Here is a 16,291-nt window from a genome sequence, read left to right as displayed (position 1 = left end):
TTGGAGTGATAGGATAGGGTACTCCTCCCCCTGAGTGCAAGCCTCCGTCACCGGCATCGGTCACACAATCACGCCATTCAACGGAGGTTTCTGTTACACTACGACCAAGACGGAGGTTTTGTGAACGTCTGGTGGCGCTATTCCCTCGCCGGATTGCTGATCCTGGTGCCCGCTTGGATCACATTTCTGATTCTTTCCGCCCTGATCGCGACCGTCAACCGGCTCATCAGGGAGTTGATGCAGAATTTGGGTTTCTCCGAAACCCCGCTGATGGGCCTGATCCTGTTCTGCCTGCTGGTGCTCCTGACCGGTGCCCTGGCAACACGAATGTTGGGACGGCAGCTGCTCACCAAGGGGGAACGGTGGATTGAAAGCCTGCCGATTGTCCGCAGCATTTACCTGACGCTCAAAGGTATGACGGATCTGTTTCAGTTCCGCTCCCGATTCGGTCGCAGTACGGTCGTCGCCTTTCCGTTTCCCCGCGACGGTCTGTGGGCGCTGGGGTTCGTGATGGGCGTAGCGCCGGCTGCGGTTCAGGTCGACCCTTCGGTCACCTTGACGATGGTCTTCGTTCCGACGGCGATCCATCCCTTTACCGGCTATCTGGCGTTCATTCCGGAATACAAGCTGCGTCACCTCAATCTTCTGCCGGAAGAGGCGATGAAAATGGAGTTCTCGGCCGGGTTTTACAAACCTGCCGCCGGCTGGTCGAACGTCCCGAGATCCCCGGCATGACCTCGCCCCTCGCATTCGACCAGTTGCTCATCAGGCGAGCGCTTGAATCCGACATTCCCTCCATCGTCTCCTTCAGCGCGGCCCTGGCGCGTGAAACCGAGGGGCGCGAATTGGATCCGGCTCGCCTCCGTCACGGTACCTTGGCGTTGCTCGATTCGCCGACCCATGGATTCTTCATGGTCGCCGAGACCCTCCGTCCCGATCGGCGACTGGTTGGCCAATTGATGATCACCTTTGAGTGGAGCGACTGGCGCAACGGAGTGTTCTGGTGGATTCAAAGTGTGTATGTGGATTCGGCCTGGAGACGCCAAGGGGTCTTCAGGCGCCTGCATGACGCCGTCATGCGGGAAGCCACGGCCGACCCGGTCGTGTGCGGCATTCGGTTGTACGTGGAAAAAGCCAATACCCTCGCCAAGCGCGTGTATGACCGCGTAGGATTGGCTTCATCGGGTTACGAGGTCTACGAAACGGATTTCACGCTGCCCAAGCACACAGACCTCCCTCCTTCGTAAGGATGGAGACGGCCTGCTCAGAAGGAGGTGGTATGAACGTCTTACGGAATCTCGGCTTGTGCCTGCTGCTCGTCGCGAGCGCCTGCGCCTTCAATCGCGGGACATTGGGCGACGACATCAAGCCGGACATCGTCAACAGCATCAAGAAATCCTCCACCACCAAAGCCGAAGTCGTCGCCCTTCTCGGCGCGCCGGACCGCATTCTGCAAGTCAACGGTCGCGACGTCTTCCAATACTACCGCTACGATGCGAAAGCGGGCAGCTTGCTCCTCATCATATTGAATTTCTCGCGCCTTTCCGTCAAAAGCGACGACTTGTTCATCCTGATCAACCGCGACGGCATCGTCGAAGACGTGATCTCGTCCCGGCGCACCGAAGCGCTGGAATTTCGCTTCTGGCCCTTTGGCGACTAGGCGCTCACGATGATGCGACGATCCCGCCAGTTCTTCGTCCTGCCGATCCTCGCGGCGGCGCTCGTCTTGGATGGCTGCAACGTCGCGCGCATCACGTTGAACACGCCGATCACGATGAACGATGTGACGTTCATCGAACCGGGGCGGACTCATCTGTCCGACGTCATCGCCAAGCTGGGCGCGCCGGACTCCATGACGGACTCCGACAACGGCGTCGTCGTCACCTATCGTTTTCTCGACATGCGATATTCGCGGGTCAATTTGGGATGGCTGGCCAAGCCTTGGTCACCGGTCGACCCGGATCTGATTTTCTCCCGCCTCGGGTTGGGCGTGGACGCTTTCCAAGTCCTCTGCGACTCCGGTTTCGTCGTCCAACATCGGAGCTTCCTGCGGCACCTTGCCGGCCCGCAATTTACGCCGTATCCGTTCTGACGTCTCCTTCACCTCGTTCTTCATCGCCGAATTGCCGCTCGATGCCCGTCCCGCTATAATCCCCCGCATTATGGAACGCCTGCCGACCAATTCTTCCTACATTCCAGCCGATCGCGATCTGGAGTTCCTTCAGCGAGACGACCTGCGTGCCGTACGCGTAGGCCTGGAATTGCTGAAACCGGAATTGATCCAGCGCGAACAAGGTATTCAATCGACCATTGTCGTCTTCGGCAGCGCCAGGGTGCAGGAGCCGAAGACCGCCGCTCAACTGCTGAGGTCGGCTGAGGATGAGTCGGCACGGTTCCCGGATGACCGGACCAGGCAGCGGCGGCTGGAAATCGCGCGACGGCAGTTTACGCTCTCCAAGTATTACGACATCGCGCGCGAATTCGGACGCCTCGTCTCGTCGACCTGTCAGGTCGGCAACCGTTGCGACTATGTGATCATCACCGGCGGCGGCCCGGGCATCATGGAAGCGGCGAATCGCGGCGCTTCGGACGTCGGCGCCAAATCGATCGGACTGAACATCACCCTGCCGCACGAGCAATGCCCGAATGCGTACATCACGCCGGAACTCAGTTTCCAGTTCCGCTATTTTGCCATGCGAAAGATGCATTTCCTCATCCGGGCCAGGGCGCTGGTTGCCCTGCCGGGGGGATTCGGCACGCTTGACGAACTCTTTGAAGCCCTGACGCTCCTCCAGACCGGGAAGACCCGCCATCTCGTCGTCGTTCTGATCGGGCGCGACTTCTGGGACAGACTCATCGACTGGCCATGGCTCGTCGACCATGGATTGATCGCGGAAGACGACCTTCAGCTCTTTCACTACGCCGAAACGGCGCAGGAGGCCTGGGATCTCATTGCCCGCCATAACGGAGTCACAGGCGCGTGACACGTCCATCATCGAAGATCCGCGTGCTTTCCCTCTCAATCGCCGTGATCGTCCCGGCCTGGCTCGCCGCCGTCGGCTGCGTTTCCATCCTTGCCGCGGAATCCGATGAACCACGGCTCCGCGCCCGAAACCTCGGCATCGTGATCGGCTCCCATGAACCAGGGCCGCTCAATGCCATCACGGACGTGAGCGGTGTCAAAGTCGGCCATCGGACCTTGATCTCGGGCAGCGGCCCGTTGAAGCCTGGCGTCGGACCGGTTCGCACCGGGGTGACCGTCATTATTCCCCGCGACGACGTGTGGCATCGGAAAGTCCCCGCGGGCTTCTTCGTCCTCAACGGCACGGGGGAAACGACCGGCCTGGCGTGGATCGGCGAGTCAGGCTTCCTGGAATATCCGATTGCACTCACCAATACGCTCAACGTCCCACGGGTCGCCGACGGCGTCATGAGTTGGATGATCCGGCAGTACCCTGAAATCGGCATTACGGACGACACGCTCACTCCTGTCGTGGCGGAGTGCGACGACGGCCGCCTGAACGACATTCAGGGGCGTCACGTCTCGGAAGCGGATGTGGCCCTGGCGTTGGACGATGCCTCGACCGGTTCGGTAAGGGAAGGCACGGTCGGAGCCGGAACCGGCATGGTCTCCTACGGGTTCAAAGGCGGAATAGGAACGTCATCACGACGACTGACCGTTGAAGAGGGCGGCTACACCGTCGGCGTTTTGGTCAATGCCAACCACGGGCGGCGTAATGAATTGATCGTCGACGGCGTGCCGGTCGGCCGATTCTACGATGCCCACGCACAGACGTCCGAAAAGCCCAACGGACCCCTCGCGGATATCGCCGTGCCCGGAGCCGGAGAAGGCTCGATCATCACCGTCATTGCAACCGACGCGCCGCTCGACAGCCGCCAGTTGACGCGCCTGGCCAAGCGTGCCGCCCTCGGTCTTGCCCGTACCGGCGCGACGGCCCGTCATGGCAGCGGAGACTTCATGGTGGCCTTCTCCTCCGCCGGCGTCATTCCTCATTACCCGAAGGAGCGCACCTACCAGCTCACTCATCTGGCGGATACACATCTCAACCCGCTGATCACGGCGACCATCGAAGCCACGGAAGAGGCGGTTCTCAATGCGCTGACGACGGCGACGACGGTCGTCGGCCGTGACGATCGCCGGGCCGACGCGATTTCGCTCTCTCGGCTGCGGACGCTCTTGCAGGAACACGCCCATTAACTCCGTGGTCGGCCGACCTGACTTGCAATTTGCTCGTTGGCCTCGTTATTCTCACACCGCGCCCTGCGTTCGGAGGTTGGAATGAACGAATACCAGATCGGCGGCGGATTGCGCTTGCTGACCGCGGTGGAGAAAACCGGCGCATTCGGAGAATTCCTCAGGACCCGCATGGTGCGGGCACTGGAAACTGAAGACCCGACCGAACTGCACTATCTTCTCGCCCAACTCGACGATTACTATCACTACATGTGGCGGTACTATAAGAAATTGGCCAAGGACCGCGCCGAGCGCATGAACCCAGGCGTCTAGCCATACCGCCGTCAGGACCGCTCACGATCATGAGTTACGCAACACACACAGAAGCTTCCACCGCCCTTCGATTTGCCGTCGCTCTTTCCAGGAAAACGGATACCGAAGCGGCACTGCGCGATCTCGCGGACATGATCCGGGATCAAATCGGCAATGCGCCGGTCGATCTGGCATTCGTCTTTTTTTCGGCCCACCATGCCGCCAAGGCCGAGCTCATCGCCCCCATGATTCGCGAGGAATTGCACGTGCACACCTGTCTCGGCTGTTCCGGCGAAGGCATCATCGCCGGAGGCGAAGAACTGGAAACGGCGGCCGGGTTGACCCTGTGGGTCGCACGTCTACCCCGGGTGTCGGTCACGCCCTTGCGTCTGTCGTTTTCGGAAACCCAGGACCAGATTCACATGCCGGGATGGCCCGAGCCGACCGCCGGCGACTCCACTTTCATCCTCTTGGCCGATCCGTTCACGACGCCGCTGCACGATGTGCTCACCGTGCTGAACGATCGATATCCGGGAGGGAAGGCGGTCGGAGGTCTCGTCGGAGGAGGCCATGGACGAGGCGAGAACCGCCTGATCCGAAACGACGAACTGTTCGACGGCGGGCTCGTGGGCGTTCACCTGTCCGGTCCCTTATCCGTTCGAACGGTTATTTCACAAGGATGCCGTCCGATCGGCGACCGGTTCGTCGTGACCAAGTCCGAGCAGAATCTGGTCTATGAATTGGGCGGGCAGCCGGCCCTCACGCGCCTTCAAGACGTGTTCGAATCGCTGGAAAGCTCTCAGCGGCGGGACGCCCATCAGGCCCTTCACGTCGGCATCGTCATCGACGAACATCGCGACCGGTTCGAACAGGGCGATTTCCTCGTCCGCAATCTGGTCGGGGCAGACCAGCGCTCGGGCGCCATCGCCATCGGCGATACGGTTCAAGAGGGCCAGACGGTGCAATTCCACATACGGGACGCGAAGTCCGCGAGCGACGATCTTCATTTTCTGCTGGCTGCGGATCGACGGAAGCATCCGCGTCCTCCACTCGGCAGTCTCTTGTTCAGCTGTTGCGGACGAGGGGAAGGTCTCTTCGGGCGGCCGAATCACGACAGCACCGTAGTGCAGGAACGCTTGGGACAGGTCCCGTTGGCGGGATTTTTCGCTCAGGGCGAGATCGGTCCGGTGGGCGGACGAAATTTTCTGCACGGGTATACCGCCAGTTTGGCTCTTTTCGCGGAGCCTGAGACCTCCGGGCCCGTATAACCGCCCGGTCGAAGCCGTCCCATTATTCATCTCACGACACGAAGGAGCCAACTATGGAACAGTCGACCTCCGGCGGCAACGAAGTCACCACGTCTTCAGGACTGCAATACCTCGATCAAGTCGTCGGGACCGGAGCCGTAGCCAAGGCGGGACAAACGGCGACCGTTCATTACACGGGCTGGTTGCAGAACGGCACCAAATTCGACAGTTCCGTCGACCGTGGTCAGCCGTTTTCGTTTCCACTCGGAGCCGGACGCGTCATCAAGGGATGGGATGAAGGGGTGCAGGGCATGAAGATCGGCGGCAAGCGCCGCTTGACCATCCCCTCCAATCTCGGCTACGGCGCCAGAGGCGCAGGTGGCGTCATCCCTCCGCACGCCACGTTGATATTCGAGGTTGAGTTGCTGGGATTGAACTGACAATATTCGGATAGAACTTCAATCGCGGTCGCCCCTCGTCCTTCCACCGTTATGAATCGTACCCCGTTATACGAAACGCATCGCGAAGCCGGCGCCAAGCTCGTTGACTTCGCCGGCTGGGACATGCCGATCCAGTACGGCAGCGTGATCGAGGAGTATCAAACCGTACGGTCCAAAGCCGGACTCTTCGACGTCAGCCATATGGGACGCCTCTATCTTTCCGGCACCGGCAGCGGCTCGTTCCTGCAACGGATGACCACGAACGATGTCGCGAAACTTGCAGTGGGGCGGGCTCAGTACTCGATGATGTGTCGGGAGGATGGCGGCATCCTTGACGACGTTTTCGTATACCGGACCGGTGAGAGCGATTTTTTGCTCTGCGTCAACGCCTCGAATCGGAAAAAGATCGTCGACTGGATCAATCGGCAGCATCGCGCCACGGACCAGTGTACCATCGAGGACCGCTCGTCCGCCGTCGCGCAGATTGCCGTCCAAGGTCCCTCGTCACGCACCGTGCTTGCCCGCTTGTGCAAGAAAGACCTCGGGGCTCTCAAGCTCCATGCTTCTCACGAAGATCTGGTTGCAGGAATTCCCTGCTTTGTCGCAAGAACCGGGTATACCGGAGAACTGGGATTCGAGCTGAACATGCCCTCCGATCGTGCGGCGGAACTCTGGCGCAACCTGATGGAGGCTGGCACGGACCAGGGAATAAAGCCCGCCGGCCTTGGAGCAAGGGACTTGTTGCGGTTGGAGATGGGCTACCTCCTGTACGGCAACGACATCAATGAACAGACAACTCCGCTCGAAGCCGGGGCCGAGTGGACGGTGAATTTCGAGAAAGGACCGTTCCTCGGACGGGATGCGCTGCTGACTCAAAAGCATGATGGTGTTCGGCGGCGTGTCATCGCGTTCGAACTCATCGAGAAAGGCGTGCCCAGACACGGATTTCCCATCCTGGATCCGGCCTCGTCGGAACCCATCGGAGAAGTCACCAGCGGCAACCTCTCCCCCCTCCTTCAAAAGGGCATCGGACTGGGCTGCGTGCCTGTTTCTCACTCCTCCCCCGGCACCGCCATTGCCGTCGACATCCGCGGCAAGATACTGCCCGCCAGCATCGTCACCGCGCCGTTTTATACGCGACCAAAACCGCGGGGGTAAGATGGTCAAATCGATTTACAAAGGACGGGTCATCACGGTCAACATCGACACGGTGCGTCTACCGAACGATACCATTATAGACTTGGAGATCGTTCGGCATCCCGGCGCGTCCGCCATGGTGCCGATTAAAGAAGACGGCACCGTCATCCTCGTCCGCCAATTCCGTCATGCCGCCGGCGGCTTCATATATGAGATTCCCGCCGGGAAGCTCCATGCGGGCGAGGATCCGAAGCTTTGCGCAGCACGCGAACTCGAAGAGGAAATCGGGTACCGTGCGGAGCACTATACCTTGCTTTCAAGCATCCTGACCGCGCCGGGCTTCACGGACGAAGTCATCCACATTTACAAAGCCACCGGTCTCATCAAGACTCAACAGCGGTTGGACCAGGACGAAGTGCTGGAGGTGGTGGAGCTGCCCTTGCCGGAGGTCATGACGATGATTCACGACGGCAGGATTCGGGACGCCAAAACGATGGTCGGCTGCCAACTCGTCTTTTTCAGCACTCTCCGCTAAAAATGCCAAGGAGCCTCCCGCGTCTCCGCGAAAGGCTCCTTGAGCCAGCTAGCCTCGCCAGAAACCGATCAGTGACCCTTCTTCTCTTCCTTCTTCTCTTCCTTCTTGTCACCGAAGGTGTCCATGTGGCCACCCTTCTTCTCGTCCTTCTTATCCTTCTTCTCTTCGCCGTACACGAGGACGTGGCCGCCCTTCTTCTCGTCCTTCTTGTCCTTCTTCTCTTCGCCCGCGAAAGACGGAGCGCTGAAGGAAATTGCCACTGCCACGGCCATGACTGCCATCAACATGCGCTTCATAGATACTCACCTCCGCTAAGGTTGGTTAATTGGTGTGCCGCACAACCGGCACGCTCCTGGTGGATCAGCAAGCTTGGTGCCGGGTGCCCCCTAAATCCATAACTCTGAAATTTCACTCGGTTACACGGGTGAGACCCTTTCCAATTTCAGGGCATTTCCCTCACTGCCCTGTGGCAGAATAGCGGAGTCCTGCTAAACTGCCTCAGCACTTCTTTATGGACAAGGTGTCCGCTCCTCAAACCAGGCTGATCCTCCCCGATTACGTCCGCCCAGGGTTGCGCGTTTTGTTCGTGGGAATTAATCCCGGCCTAAGGTCCGCTGCCATTGGGCATCACTTCGGCGGTTATTCGAGTAGGTTCTGGAAACTCCTGTTCGACGCGCAACTGATCACCGAACCCCTGGGCCCCACTCAAGACTTTCGCCTGCTCGAATGGGGCCTCGGCTTGACCAATGTCGTCGCCCGTGCGACCGCCGGCATCGACGCGCTGACGGCTCGAGATTATCGACTCGGTGCGGTGCGCCTGCTGCGGCTGATCCGCAAGAATCAGCCCAAGATCGTCGCGATTCTCGGCATCACCCCTTACCGGCACATCTTCCGGATTCCCCCCGGGCGCCCGGTCGACCTCGGGAAACAGACTGTCATGCTGGGCACTGCCTCCATCTTTGTTCTGCCGAATCCCAGCGGAAGAAATGCGCACTACCCCTATGGGACGATGCTTGAGTCCTTCTGCGCGCTTCGCAAGGCCGCGCGGCCGTGAGCCACGAGCCCGGTCGCTTTCTCTTGGCACCCGCTCCTTCTTTCCTGTATATTTCCCCAGCTCTTTCTTCCAGCGGGCGGCGTATGATCGTGTCCTACCTCCTAATACTTCTTGTCCTTGTTCCCTGGCAGGCCGACCCCGTACAGGCGCAGCCAGAATTGCGCACCCTCATCCGTCAATCACTGGATGAATGTCATCTGGGCCGGATCGCCCAGGAGCGGGCACTGCGCCTGACTCATTTCGAAAAGGGTCAGCGCTTGGGAGAGCAAGCCGTTTCCTTAGATGACAAATCTCCGGACGCCCATTTCGCCCTCTTTTGCAGCCTCGGCGAACTGATGCGCCTGGATGGAGAAATGAGCCTGGGCTCGGTGCTGGGGTTTCGCCGCATGATGAAGGAATTGGACCGCACCATCGAACTCGCACCCGATCATCTCGATGCCCTCTCCGCAAAAGGCACCTTCCTCGTCAGACTCCCCGCCATGCTGGGTGGGAATCCGGACACGGGAGAGCAGCTGCTTCGCCGCGTGATCGCCGGTGAGCCGACTGCCGTCAATGCCCGTTTAAGTCTTGCGAAAAGCTACTGCGCACGCGGTCGCCACAATGAAGCCATCGTTCTCGCATCGGAGGCTCTCGCGCTTGCCGAAGCGCAGCATCGAGACGATTTTATTCCGGAAGCGAAACGGGTCATGGCCCAACTCCATGCCGCCGCCGATACCAGCCGCTAGTCTCGTCCGCACCCTAGCCTGGAACAACTCGTCTCGATCATGCTATGTTCCGACTCGGCTTCGCGCCGTCCCGTCGACGCGTCTCCGGGACGCAGATGGTCTGTCAGCGAGTAACCAGGAGAGTAGCCCACGATGTTACTGAATGGAAAAACAGGACTCATAGTCGGCGTCGCCAATAAGCACAGCATCGCGTGGGCGATCGCGCAGTCCGCCGCCGGCCAGGGGGCTCGGCTCATGTTCAACTATCAAAATGAGCGCCTCAAGGAAAACGTCGAGGAATTAGTCGCCACCATGCCGGGGGCCAAAGCCTTCCCCTGCGACGTTGGCGATGACGCACAGATTTCCACCCTCATGCAGCAGGTGCAACAAGAAGTCGGCAGCCTGGATTTTCTTGTTCACTCGGTCGCCTTCGCGCCACGGGAGGAACTGACCGGCCGGTTCGTCAATACGACGCGACAGGGATTTGCCACCGCTCTGGACGTCAGCGCCTACTCCCTCGTCGCCGTGACGCGAGCAGCCCTGCCGCTGATGAGCAATGGGGGCTCGATTGTCACCCTCACGTATCTCGGCGCCGAACGGGTGGTCCAACACTACAACGTCATGGGCGTTGCCAAGGCTGCGCTGGAATCGACGGTTCGTTATCTTGCACACGACCTCGGGCCCAAAAACATTCGCGTCAATGCCATCTCGGCCGGCCCCATCAAGACTCTCGCCGCACGCGGCGTATCCGGCATCAGCAAGATGGTGGACCACCACAAGGAGTTTGCCCCGCTTCGCCGTGCCACGGAACAAGGAGAGGTGGGTGACACCGCACTGTTTCTCATCAGTCCGCTGGGCCGTGGAATTACCGGAGAGGTGATCTACGTGGACGGCGGCTATCACATTCTCGGTTCGCTCGTTTCAATGGAGTGAGGACGGGACCCGAGCTTCGGCGCAAGTCACCTGGCGGTGTCCTCTCCCTCGTAATGGGAAGTCCTCATTCAAGCCTTCGCCTGAGTTCCTTCAACCTGCCTCGTTTTGTCTTGCTGTCCATTCGCCGCTCTTTTGACGTCCTCGTGGGTTTCGTCGCCCTTCGCTTCTTGCGCGGGATCGCCACGCTTTGAATCAGCACGCGCAGGCGGGTCAACGCCCCTTCTCGATTCTGCTCCTGACTGCGATGTTCCTGCGCCTTGATCGTAATCATCCCGTCGCTCGAAATGCGGTGATCGTGTAGCTTGAGCAGCGCTTCCTTATAGAACGGCGGCAGCGACGACGCGGCGATATCAAATCGCAGATGGATGGCCGACGACACTTTGTTGACATGCTGCCCTCCCGCCCCCTGCGACCGCACGGCGTGGATCTCGATCTCGGAGTCGGGAATGATGACGTGGGACGAGATCTGAAGCATATCGTCCAATTCTCTGGGTGATGTCCTACTGCATCGTTGACGATCTTGATCAGACGGTATCGCCTCAGGAAATATTCTGATCTTCAAGACACAAAGGGCCTCGCATTCTTTCACGTGACCCCCTTTTTCACAAGCAGGCCACCTGTCCCGCTGTATTGAACAGGAGGTCTTATCGGGTTGATAGCTTGGACTGACTAGTCCATGTGGGTGGCTCGGCGAGCGGGGCGAATCCACACGCACTCCACACCGAGCCTCGCTTGAACCGTTCAGCTTCGATCACATGCGAGAGGATAGGTACTCGCCTCAGTGTAGTTTTTCGCTACTGAGTCGCTGAGCGGGGCGAGAACGAGCCGGCGGGCTTGTTCAACAGCCTGTTACTGCAATTCAGGCAGACGGTCAATGATGCGCAGCCTGACTTCGTCACCCACCTGCATCTGCACCATCTTGGTGGTCAAACTGCTCCTCACGCGCAACGCGTCTTCCATCTTGAATTGCACCTGCCCTCCGCAGAGTTCGACAAGATGAAAGAGCAGCAGGGTGGTCAAGCGCTGCAGTTCGTCGTCGCTGGTGTGTTCGCTGAGATTCAGAATTTGGGACATGATCGGAGGCCTCGCTCCCGTCGTTTCCTGTCCCTTTTTTATCGCCCAAACACGGACTGATCACAATGCCCCAAAGGAGGGGAGCCGGCGTGGGAGAAACCCGCAACTGCCAAGATTTCTCCCCGCTACCCGCGAAGGCGGCGAATTTCTGCGAGCACTTTGTCGATTTCATCCCGCTGATTCAGAAGCCCCGGCGCCAGCCGCACATACTGTGTGGCATACGGTGTCACGCTGCCGATGATCCCCTTTTCGCGTAACTTCTTCACGACCGATTGGGGCGGCAAGCCGGCCACCTCGAAACACACGATCCCCGCCGACACATCCTGCGACAACGGCGTATGGAGCGTGACGTGCGGCATGGTCGCAAGCCCTTCCTTCACTTGCTGATTCAGTTCGTAGATGCGCTGTGTCACACGCGCCTTGCCCAGCGCTTGATGGAACTTGAAGGCCTCGTCCAGCGCCCACCGATGTTCAAAGGAATGGAAGCCACCCGGCGTCATGTAGATGGATTGCGGCAAGTCTCTTTGCGGAATCGTCTTCATCCACATGTCGTAGGCTTCCGTGTTGAACGTGGGAATGATGGCCTGAGCGATAGGCCAGGCGTCTTTCCGCCCCCACACGAGCCCAGTGCCACGCGGCCCGAACATCCACTTATGCGTTCCGGCGATGAAGAAATCGCACCCCACCTCACCGAGTCGAATATCTTCGACACCCAGCGCATGCACGCCGTCGACGCAGAAGATGATCCGATCTTCTTCTGCCCGCGAGGCATTCAATGCTTTTAACGCCCGGGCCATCTCGCCAATCGGCAGCTTGAGCCCCGTGCTGGAATGCACCCACGTCACCGCCACGATCCTGGTACGGGGCCGGACATTCCTGACAAGAGTTTCGACCAGATGGTCTCGGCTGACGGCGCGCAAGTCCTGATAGAGCGGAATCCGTCGCACGATTGCGCCGGTGCGAGCCGCCCGCAGATTCAATGAGGTTTCCGTCGAATAATGGTCGTGCGTGGTGGTCAGGATTTCCTGTTCTTTGCCGAGCTTGAGCCCGCCATAGAGCAGACCGAGTCCCATCGTCGTGCTGTCGGTCAGCGCGATTTCCGTCGGGTCTACGTCCAAGTAACCGGCCGCCGCCTGAAGTACTGCGGCGTCTTGCTTAGCCTCATGCTCAAACCAGTATCCGATCGGATCCGCATCGAGTCCTTGGCGATGTCGTTCGATGGCCTGCCTCACGGGCAGTGGATGGGAAGCCAGGAAAAATCCCGCCAGATGGATAAGTCCCGGAGCCAGCGGGAATTGCGCCCGCACACTCTGCCAATTCGACCCGGCGGAAACGGGCACCTGAACCGTTTCAGGCATGGCCAGGGCGGCCTGACGGGCCAAGACGGCAGATCCGACTGCAAGGCCTGTTTGAATCAGAAAGCGTCGACGATTGATCATGGCCATGAAAGCCTCCCTTGCGGCAAAGGTCCTGTATCACACACCCTACTGCCATAACCGGAGGCTGGGCAAGGCCGGCCGGGCGGTTGCTATACGGGGATCCGAATGGAGGGAGAGACGAGAGACCGGAAGGATGACCCTGCAGCCGGAGCGCCGCAGAGACTCCGGACACACATGGACAGACGCTCGTGATCCGTCAGTATTGATCCATCGGCGGGCAGGTACAGATGAGATGCCGGTCCCCGTACGCTTCGTCGATCCGGCTCACGTGCGGCCAGAACTTTCGGTCCCGAACCCACGGAGCGGGATAGGCGGCCTGCTCACGGCTGTAGGGACGATCCCACGTGGAGGCGGTCACGACAGGAGCCGTATGCGGGGCATTCTTCAGTAGGTTGTGCGCGCGGGGTTGGCGCCCGTCGATGACATCCTGAATTTCGGCGCGAATGAGGATCATCGCATCGCAAAATCGGTCCAACTCGGCTTTGGATTCGCTTTCGGTCGGCTCGATCATCAACGTGCCGGCAACGGGAAAGGAGACGGTCGGGGCGTGAAATCCGTAATCCATCAGGCGTTTGGCCACGTCCATGGCTTCGATCCCGGCACTGTCCTTGAATTGACGGAGATCCAGGATGAATTCATGCGCGACCAGACCGGACGCACCCGTATAGAGGATCGGATAGTATTTCTCCAACCGCTTGGCCATGTAATTGGCGTTCAACATTGCGACCTGCGTGGCTTTGGTAAGACCGTCGCGCCCCATCATCGCAATGTACGTCCAGGAGATCGTCAAGATGCTCGGGCTCCCGTACGGAGCAGCCGACACGGGACCGATCGATTGAGCCCCCCCTAACTTCGTGACCGGGTGACCTGGTAGAAATGGGGCGAGATGCCGCGCCACGCCGATGGGCCCCATGCCGGGGCCGCCACCACCGTGGGGAATGCAAAAGGTCTTGTGGAGATTGAGATGGCAGACGTCCGCGCCGATGTCACCGGGCCGGCAGAGTCCCACCTGGGCGTTCATGTTCGCCCCGTCCATATATACTTGCCCGCCGTGCGTGTGGACAATCTGGCAGATGCGACGGACAGCTGGTTCGAAGACGCCGTGGGTGGAGGGATACGTCAACATCAACGCCGCCAAACGCTCGCGATGCTGGACCGCCTTTGCCTCCAGGTCCGTCAGATCGACGTTCCCCTGTTTGTCGCAGGCGACCGGAACAACCGTAAATCCCACCATGGCAGCGCTGGCCGGATTCGTCCCGTGCGCCGAGACTGGAATCAGACAGACGTCGCGATGAAATTCTCCCAGGCTTCGATGGTAGGCCCTGATCACCATCAGGCCGGAATATTCCCCTTGTGAACCGGCATTCGGCTGTAAGGACACGGCTGAGAATCCCGTGATCTCGGCCAGCCAACCCTCGAGCTGTCGAAAGAGTTCCTGATAGCCCTTTGACTGCTCCCCCGGCGCGAACGGATGCATGCGGGAGAATTCCGGCCATGTGACCGGCAACATTTCGCTGGTGGCGTTGAGTTTCATGGTGCAGGATCCCAACGGGATCATGGAATGGGTCAGCGACAAATCCCGGGATTGCAACCGGTGCAGGTAACGCAGCATCTCATGTTCGGCATGATACCGGTTGAATACCTCGTGCGTCAGATAGGGGGTCGTCCGCGCCAAGTTGGCCGGAAACGGCGTCACGGCGCTGTCCGCCAGTTCGGCGACCGTAAACGGCAGCCGCTCATGCCCCGCAAACATTTCCATGAGACGGCAGACTTCGCCCTCCGTGCTCATTTCATCCAGCGCAATCCCGAGGGAGTCGTCTTCGTACCTCCGCAAATTGATCCGCTGTTCGTCGGCACGAAGGACTACCTGATCCGCCTGCGCTTTCGTCGTTCGCACCCGGAGCGTATCGAAGAAGACCTCGGTGCCGATTTCGAAGTCCAAGCGCCGCAAGCCGGCGGCCAAAATCGCCGCCAGGCCGTGAACGCGTTCGGCAATCCGGCGCACTCCCTCCGGACCGTGATAGACCGCGTACATGCCCGCCATGATGGCCAGCAGCACCTGCGCCGTGCAGATGTTGCTGGTCGCTTTTTCACGGCGAATGTGTTGTTCCCGTGTCTGCAGCGACAACCGATAGGCCACATGTCCGTCCCGATCTTTGGAAACTCCCACGATCCGGCCGGGCATTTGCCGCTTGTACTCTTCCTTGGCCGCCAAAAAGGCCGCATGAGGTCCGCCGAATCCCAGGGGCACGCCGAACCGCTGACAGGAGCCAACGGCGATGTCCGCTCCGAATTCGCCGGGTGGACGCAGCACCGACAGTGCCAGAAGGTCTGTCGCGACGACCACAAGCATACCGGCTTCGTGCGCCCGGGTTACGATGTCGCGATAGTCCCCCACGTACCCGTCGGTGGCTGGATATTGCAGCAGAATGCCGGCGAACTTTTCCTTTGTGAACTCGATGGCGTTCGTCCGTCCCACGTGAAGCTCGATGCCCAACGGTTCGGCCCTGGTCTGCAAGACGGCGATCGTCTGCGGATGGCAGTCCTGGGAGACGAAAAACTCTTGCCGTTCCTGTCCGCTGCTCCGCACGATGGCCGCGCACATGGCCATCGCCTCGGCCGCCGCGGTCGCCTCATCCAGCAGGGAGGCATTCGCCAATGGCAGACCGGTCAGGTCGGCCACCATTGTCTGAAAATTGACCAGCGCCTCCAGCCGCCCCTGCGCGATCTCGGCCTGATATGGGGTGTATTGCGTATACCACCCGGGATTCTCCAGAATATTCCGCTGAATCACGCCGGGGGTCGCGCAGTCGTAATACCCCATGCCGATCAACGACCGATATACGTGATTTTCCGCCGCCAGCTCCTGCAGATCCTGGAGGGCGGCTCGCTCACCCCGATGGGACGGCACGTTCAGCTCCCGGTTGAGTTGAATATCACCGGGCACGATACTTCCGCTGAGCGCCTGCAGCGATTGATGGCCGAGCAGCGCAAGCATTTCTCGGATATCGGCGTCCGTCGGACCGAGATGCCGGCGGATAAACGTATCGGTCGACTTCAAGAATTCAGGTTCGGACATGGAAGTGATTCGCCTCTTTGAGAGAATTGTCGCGGTTCGGACGTACGGAGTGAGAGTATCACGACGCCCCCTGCTTCTCCAAGTGTTCCGTCACGATCGTTCCATGCCTGAAGATCGCGAACGGGAGGTTTTGCTATAATCT

19 protein-coding genes are annotated in these 16,291 nt (G+C 59.9%); 14 read left to right on the top strand and 5 right to left on the bottom strand.

Annotated features, from left to right (window positions below; genetic code table 11):
• Positions 1–120 precede the first annotated feature (120 nt).
• From NSJP_RS06285 to NSJP_RS06235, 11 genes are all read left to right on the top strand, one after another.
• A complete protein-coding gene (locus NSJP_RS06285) occupies positions 121–735 on the top strand; it encodes a DUF502 domain-containing protein (RefSeq protein WP_080886062.1) in 615 nt (204 codons plus the stop codon).
• Complete coding sequence (locus NSJP_RS06280; RefSeq protein WP_080886061.1) at positions 732–1,247, top strand: GNAT family N-acetyltransferase; 516 nt, start codon at positions 732–734, stop codon at positions 1,245–1,247. The genes NSJP_RS06285 and NSJP_RS06280 overlap by 4 nt, the downstream gene beginning before the upstream one ends.
• A 32-nt stretch (positions 1,248–1,279) precedes the next feature.
• Positions 1,280–1,660 (top strand): hypothetical protein, encoded by a 381-nt coding sequence (locus tag NSJP_RS06275; RefSeq protein ID WP_080886060.1) that lies wholly within the window; start codon positions 1,280–1,282, stop codon positions 1,658–1,660.
• Positions 1,661–1,669: 9 nt separating this feature from the next.
• Entirely contained in the window at positions 1,670–2,092 is a 423-nt protein-coding gene (locus NSJP_RS06270) for a hypothetical protein (protein WP_155969936.1), read from the top strand.
• Positions 2,058–2,984: an LOG family protein gene (locus NSJP_RS06265; protein ID WP_231989499.1), complete on the top strand. Its 927-nt coding sequence runs from the start codon at positions 2,058–2,060 to the stop codon at positions 2,982–2,984. The genes NSJP_RS06270 and NSJP_RS06265 overlap by 35 nt, the downstream gene beginning before the upstream one ends.
• Positions 2,981–4,219 (top strand): DmpA family aminopeptidase, encoded by a 1,239-nt coding sequence (locus NSJP_RS06260; protein WP_197685491.1) that lies wholly within the window; start codon positions 2,981–2,983, stop codon positions 4,217–4,219. Before NSJP_RS06265 ends, NSJP_RS06260 begins: the two co-directional genes overlap by 4 nt.
• A gap of 81 nt (positions 4,220–4,300) precedes the next feature.
• Positions 4,301–4,528: a hypothetical protein gene (locus NSJP_RS06255; protein ID WP_080886057.1), complete on the top strand. Its 228-nt coding sequence runs from the start codon at positions 4,301–4,303 to the stop codon at positions 4,526–4,528.
• A gap of 29 nt (positions 4,529–4,557) precedes the next feature.
• The gene (locus NSJP_RS06250) at positions 4,558–5,775 is read left to right on the top strand and encodes an FIST signal transduction protein (RefSeq protein WP_080886056.1); all 1,218 of its coding nucleotides are present in this window, start codon (positions 4,558–4,560) and stop codon (positions 5,773–5,775) included.
• A gap of 53 nt (positions 5,776–5,828) precedes the next feature.
• Positions 5,829–6,194 (top strand): FKBP-type peptidyl-prolyl cis-trans isomerase, encoded by a 366-nt coding sequence (locus NSJP_RS06245; protein WP_080886055.1) that lies wholly within the window; start codon positions 5,829–5,831, stop codon positions 6,192–6,194.
• A gap of 51 nt (positions 6,195–6,245) precedes the next feature.
• Complete coding sequence (gene gcvT, locus NSJP_RS06240) at positions 6,246–7,352, top strand: glycine cleavage system aminomethyltransferase GcvT (RefSeq protein ID WP_080886054.1); 1,107 nt, start codon at positions 6,246–6,248, stop codon at positions 7,350–7,352.
• A 1-nt stretch (position 7,353) separates the two neighbouring features.
• A complete protein-coding gene (locus tag NSJP_RS06235; RefSeq protein ID WP_080886053.1) occupies positions 7,354–7,866 on the top strand; it encodes an NUDIX domain-containing protein in 513 nt (170 codons plus the stop codon).
• Between the two features lie 68 nt (positions 7,867–7,934).
• Here the strand turns inward: NSJP_RS06235 and NSJP_RS06230 are convergent, their stop codons facing one another.
• Positions 7,935–8,138: a hypothetical protein gene (locus NSJP_RS06230; RefSeq protein ID WP_231989498.1), complete on the bottom strand. Its 204-nt coding sequence runs from the start codon at positions 8,136–8,138 to the stop codon at positions 7,935–7,937.
• A 239-nt stretch (positions 8,139–8,377) separates the two neighbouring features.
• Here NSJP_RS06230 and NSJP_RS06225 point away from each other — a divergent pair, with 239 nt between their 5' ends.
• From NSJP_RS06225 to NSJP_RS06215, 3 genes are all read left to right on the top strand, one after another.
• Positions 8,378–8,920, top strand: a complete 543-nt coding sequence (locus NSJP_RS06225; RefSeq protein WP_080886051.1) for a mismatch-specific DNA-glycosylase — start codon at positions 8,378–8,380, stop codon at positions 8,918–8,920.
• Positions 8,921–9,003: 83 nt separating this feature from the next.
• A complete protein-coding gene (locus tag NSJP_RS06220) occupies positions 9,004–9,645 on the top strand; it encodes a tetratricopeptide repeat protein (protein WP_080886050.1) in 642 nt (213 codons plus the stop codon).
• Between the two features lie 132 nt (positions 9,646–9,777).
• Positions 9,778–10,557, top strand: coding sequence for an enoyl-ACP reductase FabI (locus NSJP_RS06215; protein WP_080886049.1), 780 nt, complete (start codon positions 9,778–9,780; stop codon positions 10,555–10,557).
• A 64-nt stretch (positions 10,558–10,621) separates the two neighbouring features.
• Here the strand turns inward: NSJP_RS06215 and arfB are convergent, their stop codons facing one another.
• From arfB to gcvP, 4 genes are all read right to left on the bottom strand, one after another.
• On the bottom strand, positions 10,622–11,032 hold the full coding sequence (arfB, locus tag NSJP_RS06210) for an alternative ribosome rescue aminoacyl-tRNA hydrolase ArfB (RefSeq protein WP_080886048.1): 411 nt from the start codon (positions 11,030–11,032) through the stop codon (positions 10,622–10,624).
• Between the two features lie 374 nt (positions 11,033–11,406).
• Positions 11,407–11,631, bottom strand: coding sequence for a hypothetical protein (locus NSJP_RS06205; protein WP_080886047.1), 225 nt, complete (start codon positions 11,629–11,631; stop codon positions 11,407–11,409).
• A 125-nt stretch (positions 11,632–11,756) separates the two neighbouring features.
• Positions 11,757–13,076, bottom strand: coding sequence for an aminotransferase class V-fold PLP-dependent enzyme (locus NSJP_RS06200; protein ID WP_080886046.1), 1,320 nt, complete (start codon positions 13,074–13,076; stop codon positions 11,757–11,759).
• A gap of 190 nt (positions 13,077–13,266) precedes the next feature.
• The gene (gcvP, locus tag NSJP_RS06195) at positions 13,267–16,149 is read right to left on the bottom strand and encodes an aminomethyl-transferring glycine dehydrogenase (protein ID WP_080886045.1); all 2,883 of its coding nucleotides are present in this window, start codon (positions 16,147–16,149) and stop codon (positions 13,267–13,269) included.
• Between the last annotated feature and the right edge of the window lie 142 nt (positions 16,150–16,291).

The sequence above is a fragment of the Nitrospira japonica genome, from assembly GCF_900169565.1.
Lineage (GTDB): Bacteria > Nitrospirota > Nitrospiria > Nitrospirales > Nitrospiraceae > Nitrospira_C > Nitrospira_C japonica_A.
The sequence above is the reverse complement of the archived record's forward strand: the minus strand, read 5'-3'. Positions and strand labels throughout refer to the sequence as shown.

Bases quoted from the DNA above. Each gene is read 5' to 3' on its own strand.
- NSJP_RS06280 (WP_080886061.1), top strand. From the start codon at position 732: ATGACCTCGCCCCTCGCATTCGACCAGTTGCTCATCAGGCGAGCGCTT.
- NSJP_RS06275 (WP_080886060.1), top strand. From the start codon at position 1,280: ATGAACGTCTTACGGAATCTCGGCTTGTGCCTGCTGCTCGTCGCGAGC.
- NSJP_RS06270 (WP_155969936.1), top strand. From the start codon at position 1,670: ATGATGCGACGATCCCGCCAGTTCTTCGTCCTGCCGATCCTCGCGGCG.
- NSJP_RS06255 (WP_080886057.1), top strand. From the start codon at position 4,301: ATGAACGAATACCAGATCGGCGGCGGATTGCGCTTGCTGACCGCGGTG.
- NSJP_RS06250 (WP_080886056.1), top strand. From the start codon at position 4,558: ATGAGTTACGCAACACACACAGAAGCTTCCACCGCCCTTCGATTTGCC.
- NSJP_RS06245 (WP_080886055.1), top strand. From the start codon at position 5,829: ATGGAACAGTCGACCTCCGGCGGCAACGAAGTCACCACGTCTTCAGGA.
- gcvT (WP_080886054.1), top strand. From the start codon at position 6,246: ATGAATCGTACCCCGTTATACGAAACGCATCGCGAAGCCGGCGCCAAG.
- NSJP_RS06235 (WP_080886053.1), top strand. From the start codon at position 7,354: ATGGTCAAATCGATTTACAAAGGACGGGTCATCACGGTCAACATCGAC.
- NSJP_RS06230 (WP_231989498.1), bottom strand. From the start codon at position 8,138: ATGGCCGTGGCAGTGGCAATTTCCTTCAGCGCTCCGTCTTTCGCGGGC.
- NSJP_RS06225 (WP_080886051.1), top strand. From the start codon at position 8,378: ATGGACAAGGTGTCCGCTCCTCAAACCAGGCTGATCCTCCCCGATTAC.
- NSJP_RS06220 (WP_080886050.1), top strand. From the start codon at position 9,004: ATGATCGTGTCCTACCTCCTAATACTTCTTGTCCTTGTTCCCTGGCAG.
- NSJP_RS06215 (WP_080886049.1), top strand. From the start codon at position 9,778: ATGTTACTGAATGGAAAAACAGGACTCATAGTCGGCGTCGCCAATAAG.
- arfB (WP_080886048.1), bottom strand. From the start codon at position 11,032: ATGCTTCAGATCTCGTCCCACGTCATCATTCCCGACTCCGAGATCGAG.
- NSJP_RS06205 (WP_080886047.1), bottom strand. From the start codon at position 11,631: ATGTCCCAAATTCTGAATCTCAGCGAACACACCAGCGACGACGAACTG.
- NSJP_RS06200 (WP_080886046.1), bottom strand. From the start codon at position 13,076: ATGGCCATGATCAATCGTCGACGCTTTCTGATTCAAACAGGCCTTGCA.
- gcvP (WP_080886045.1), bottom strand. From the start codon at position 16,149: ATGTCCGAACCTGAATTCTTGAAGTCGACCGATACGTTTATCCGCCGG.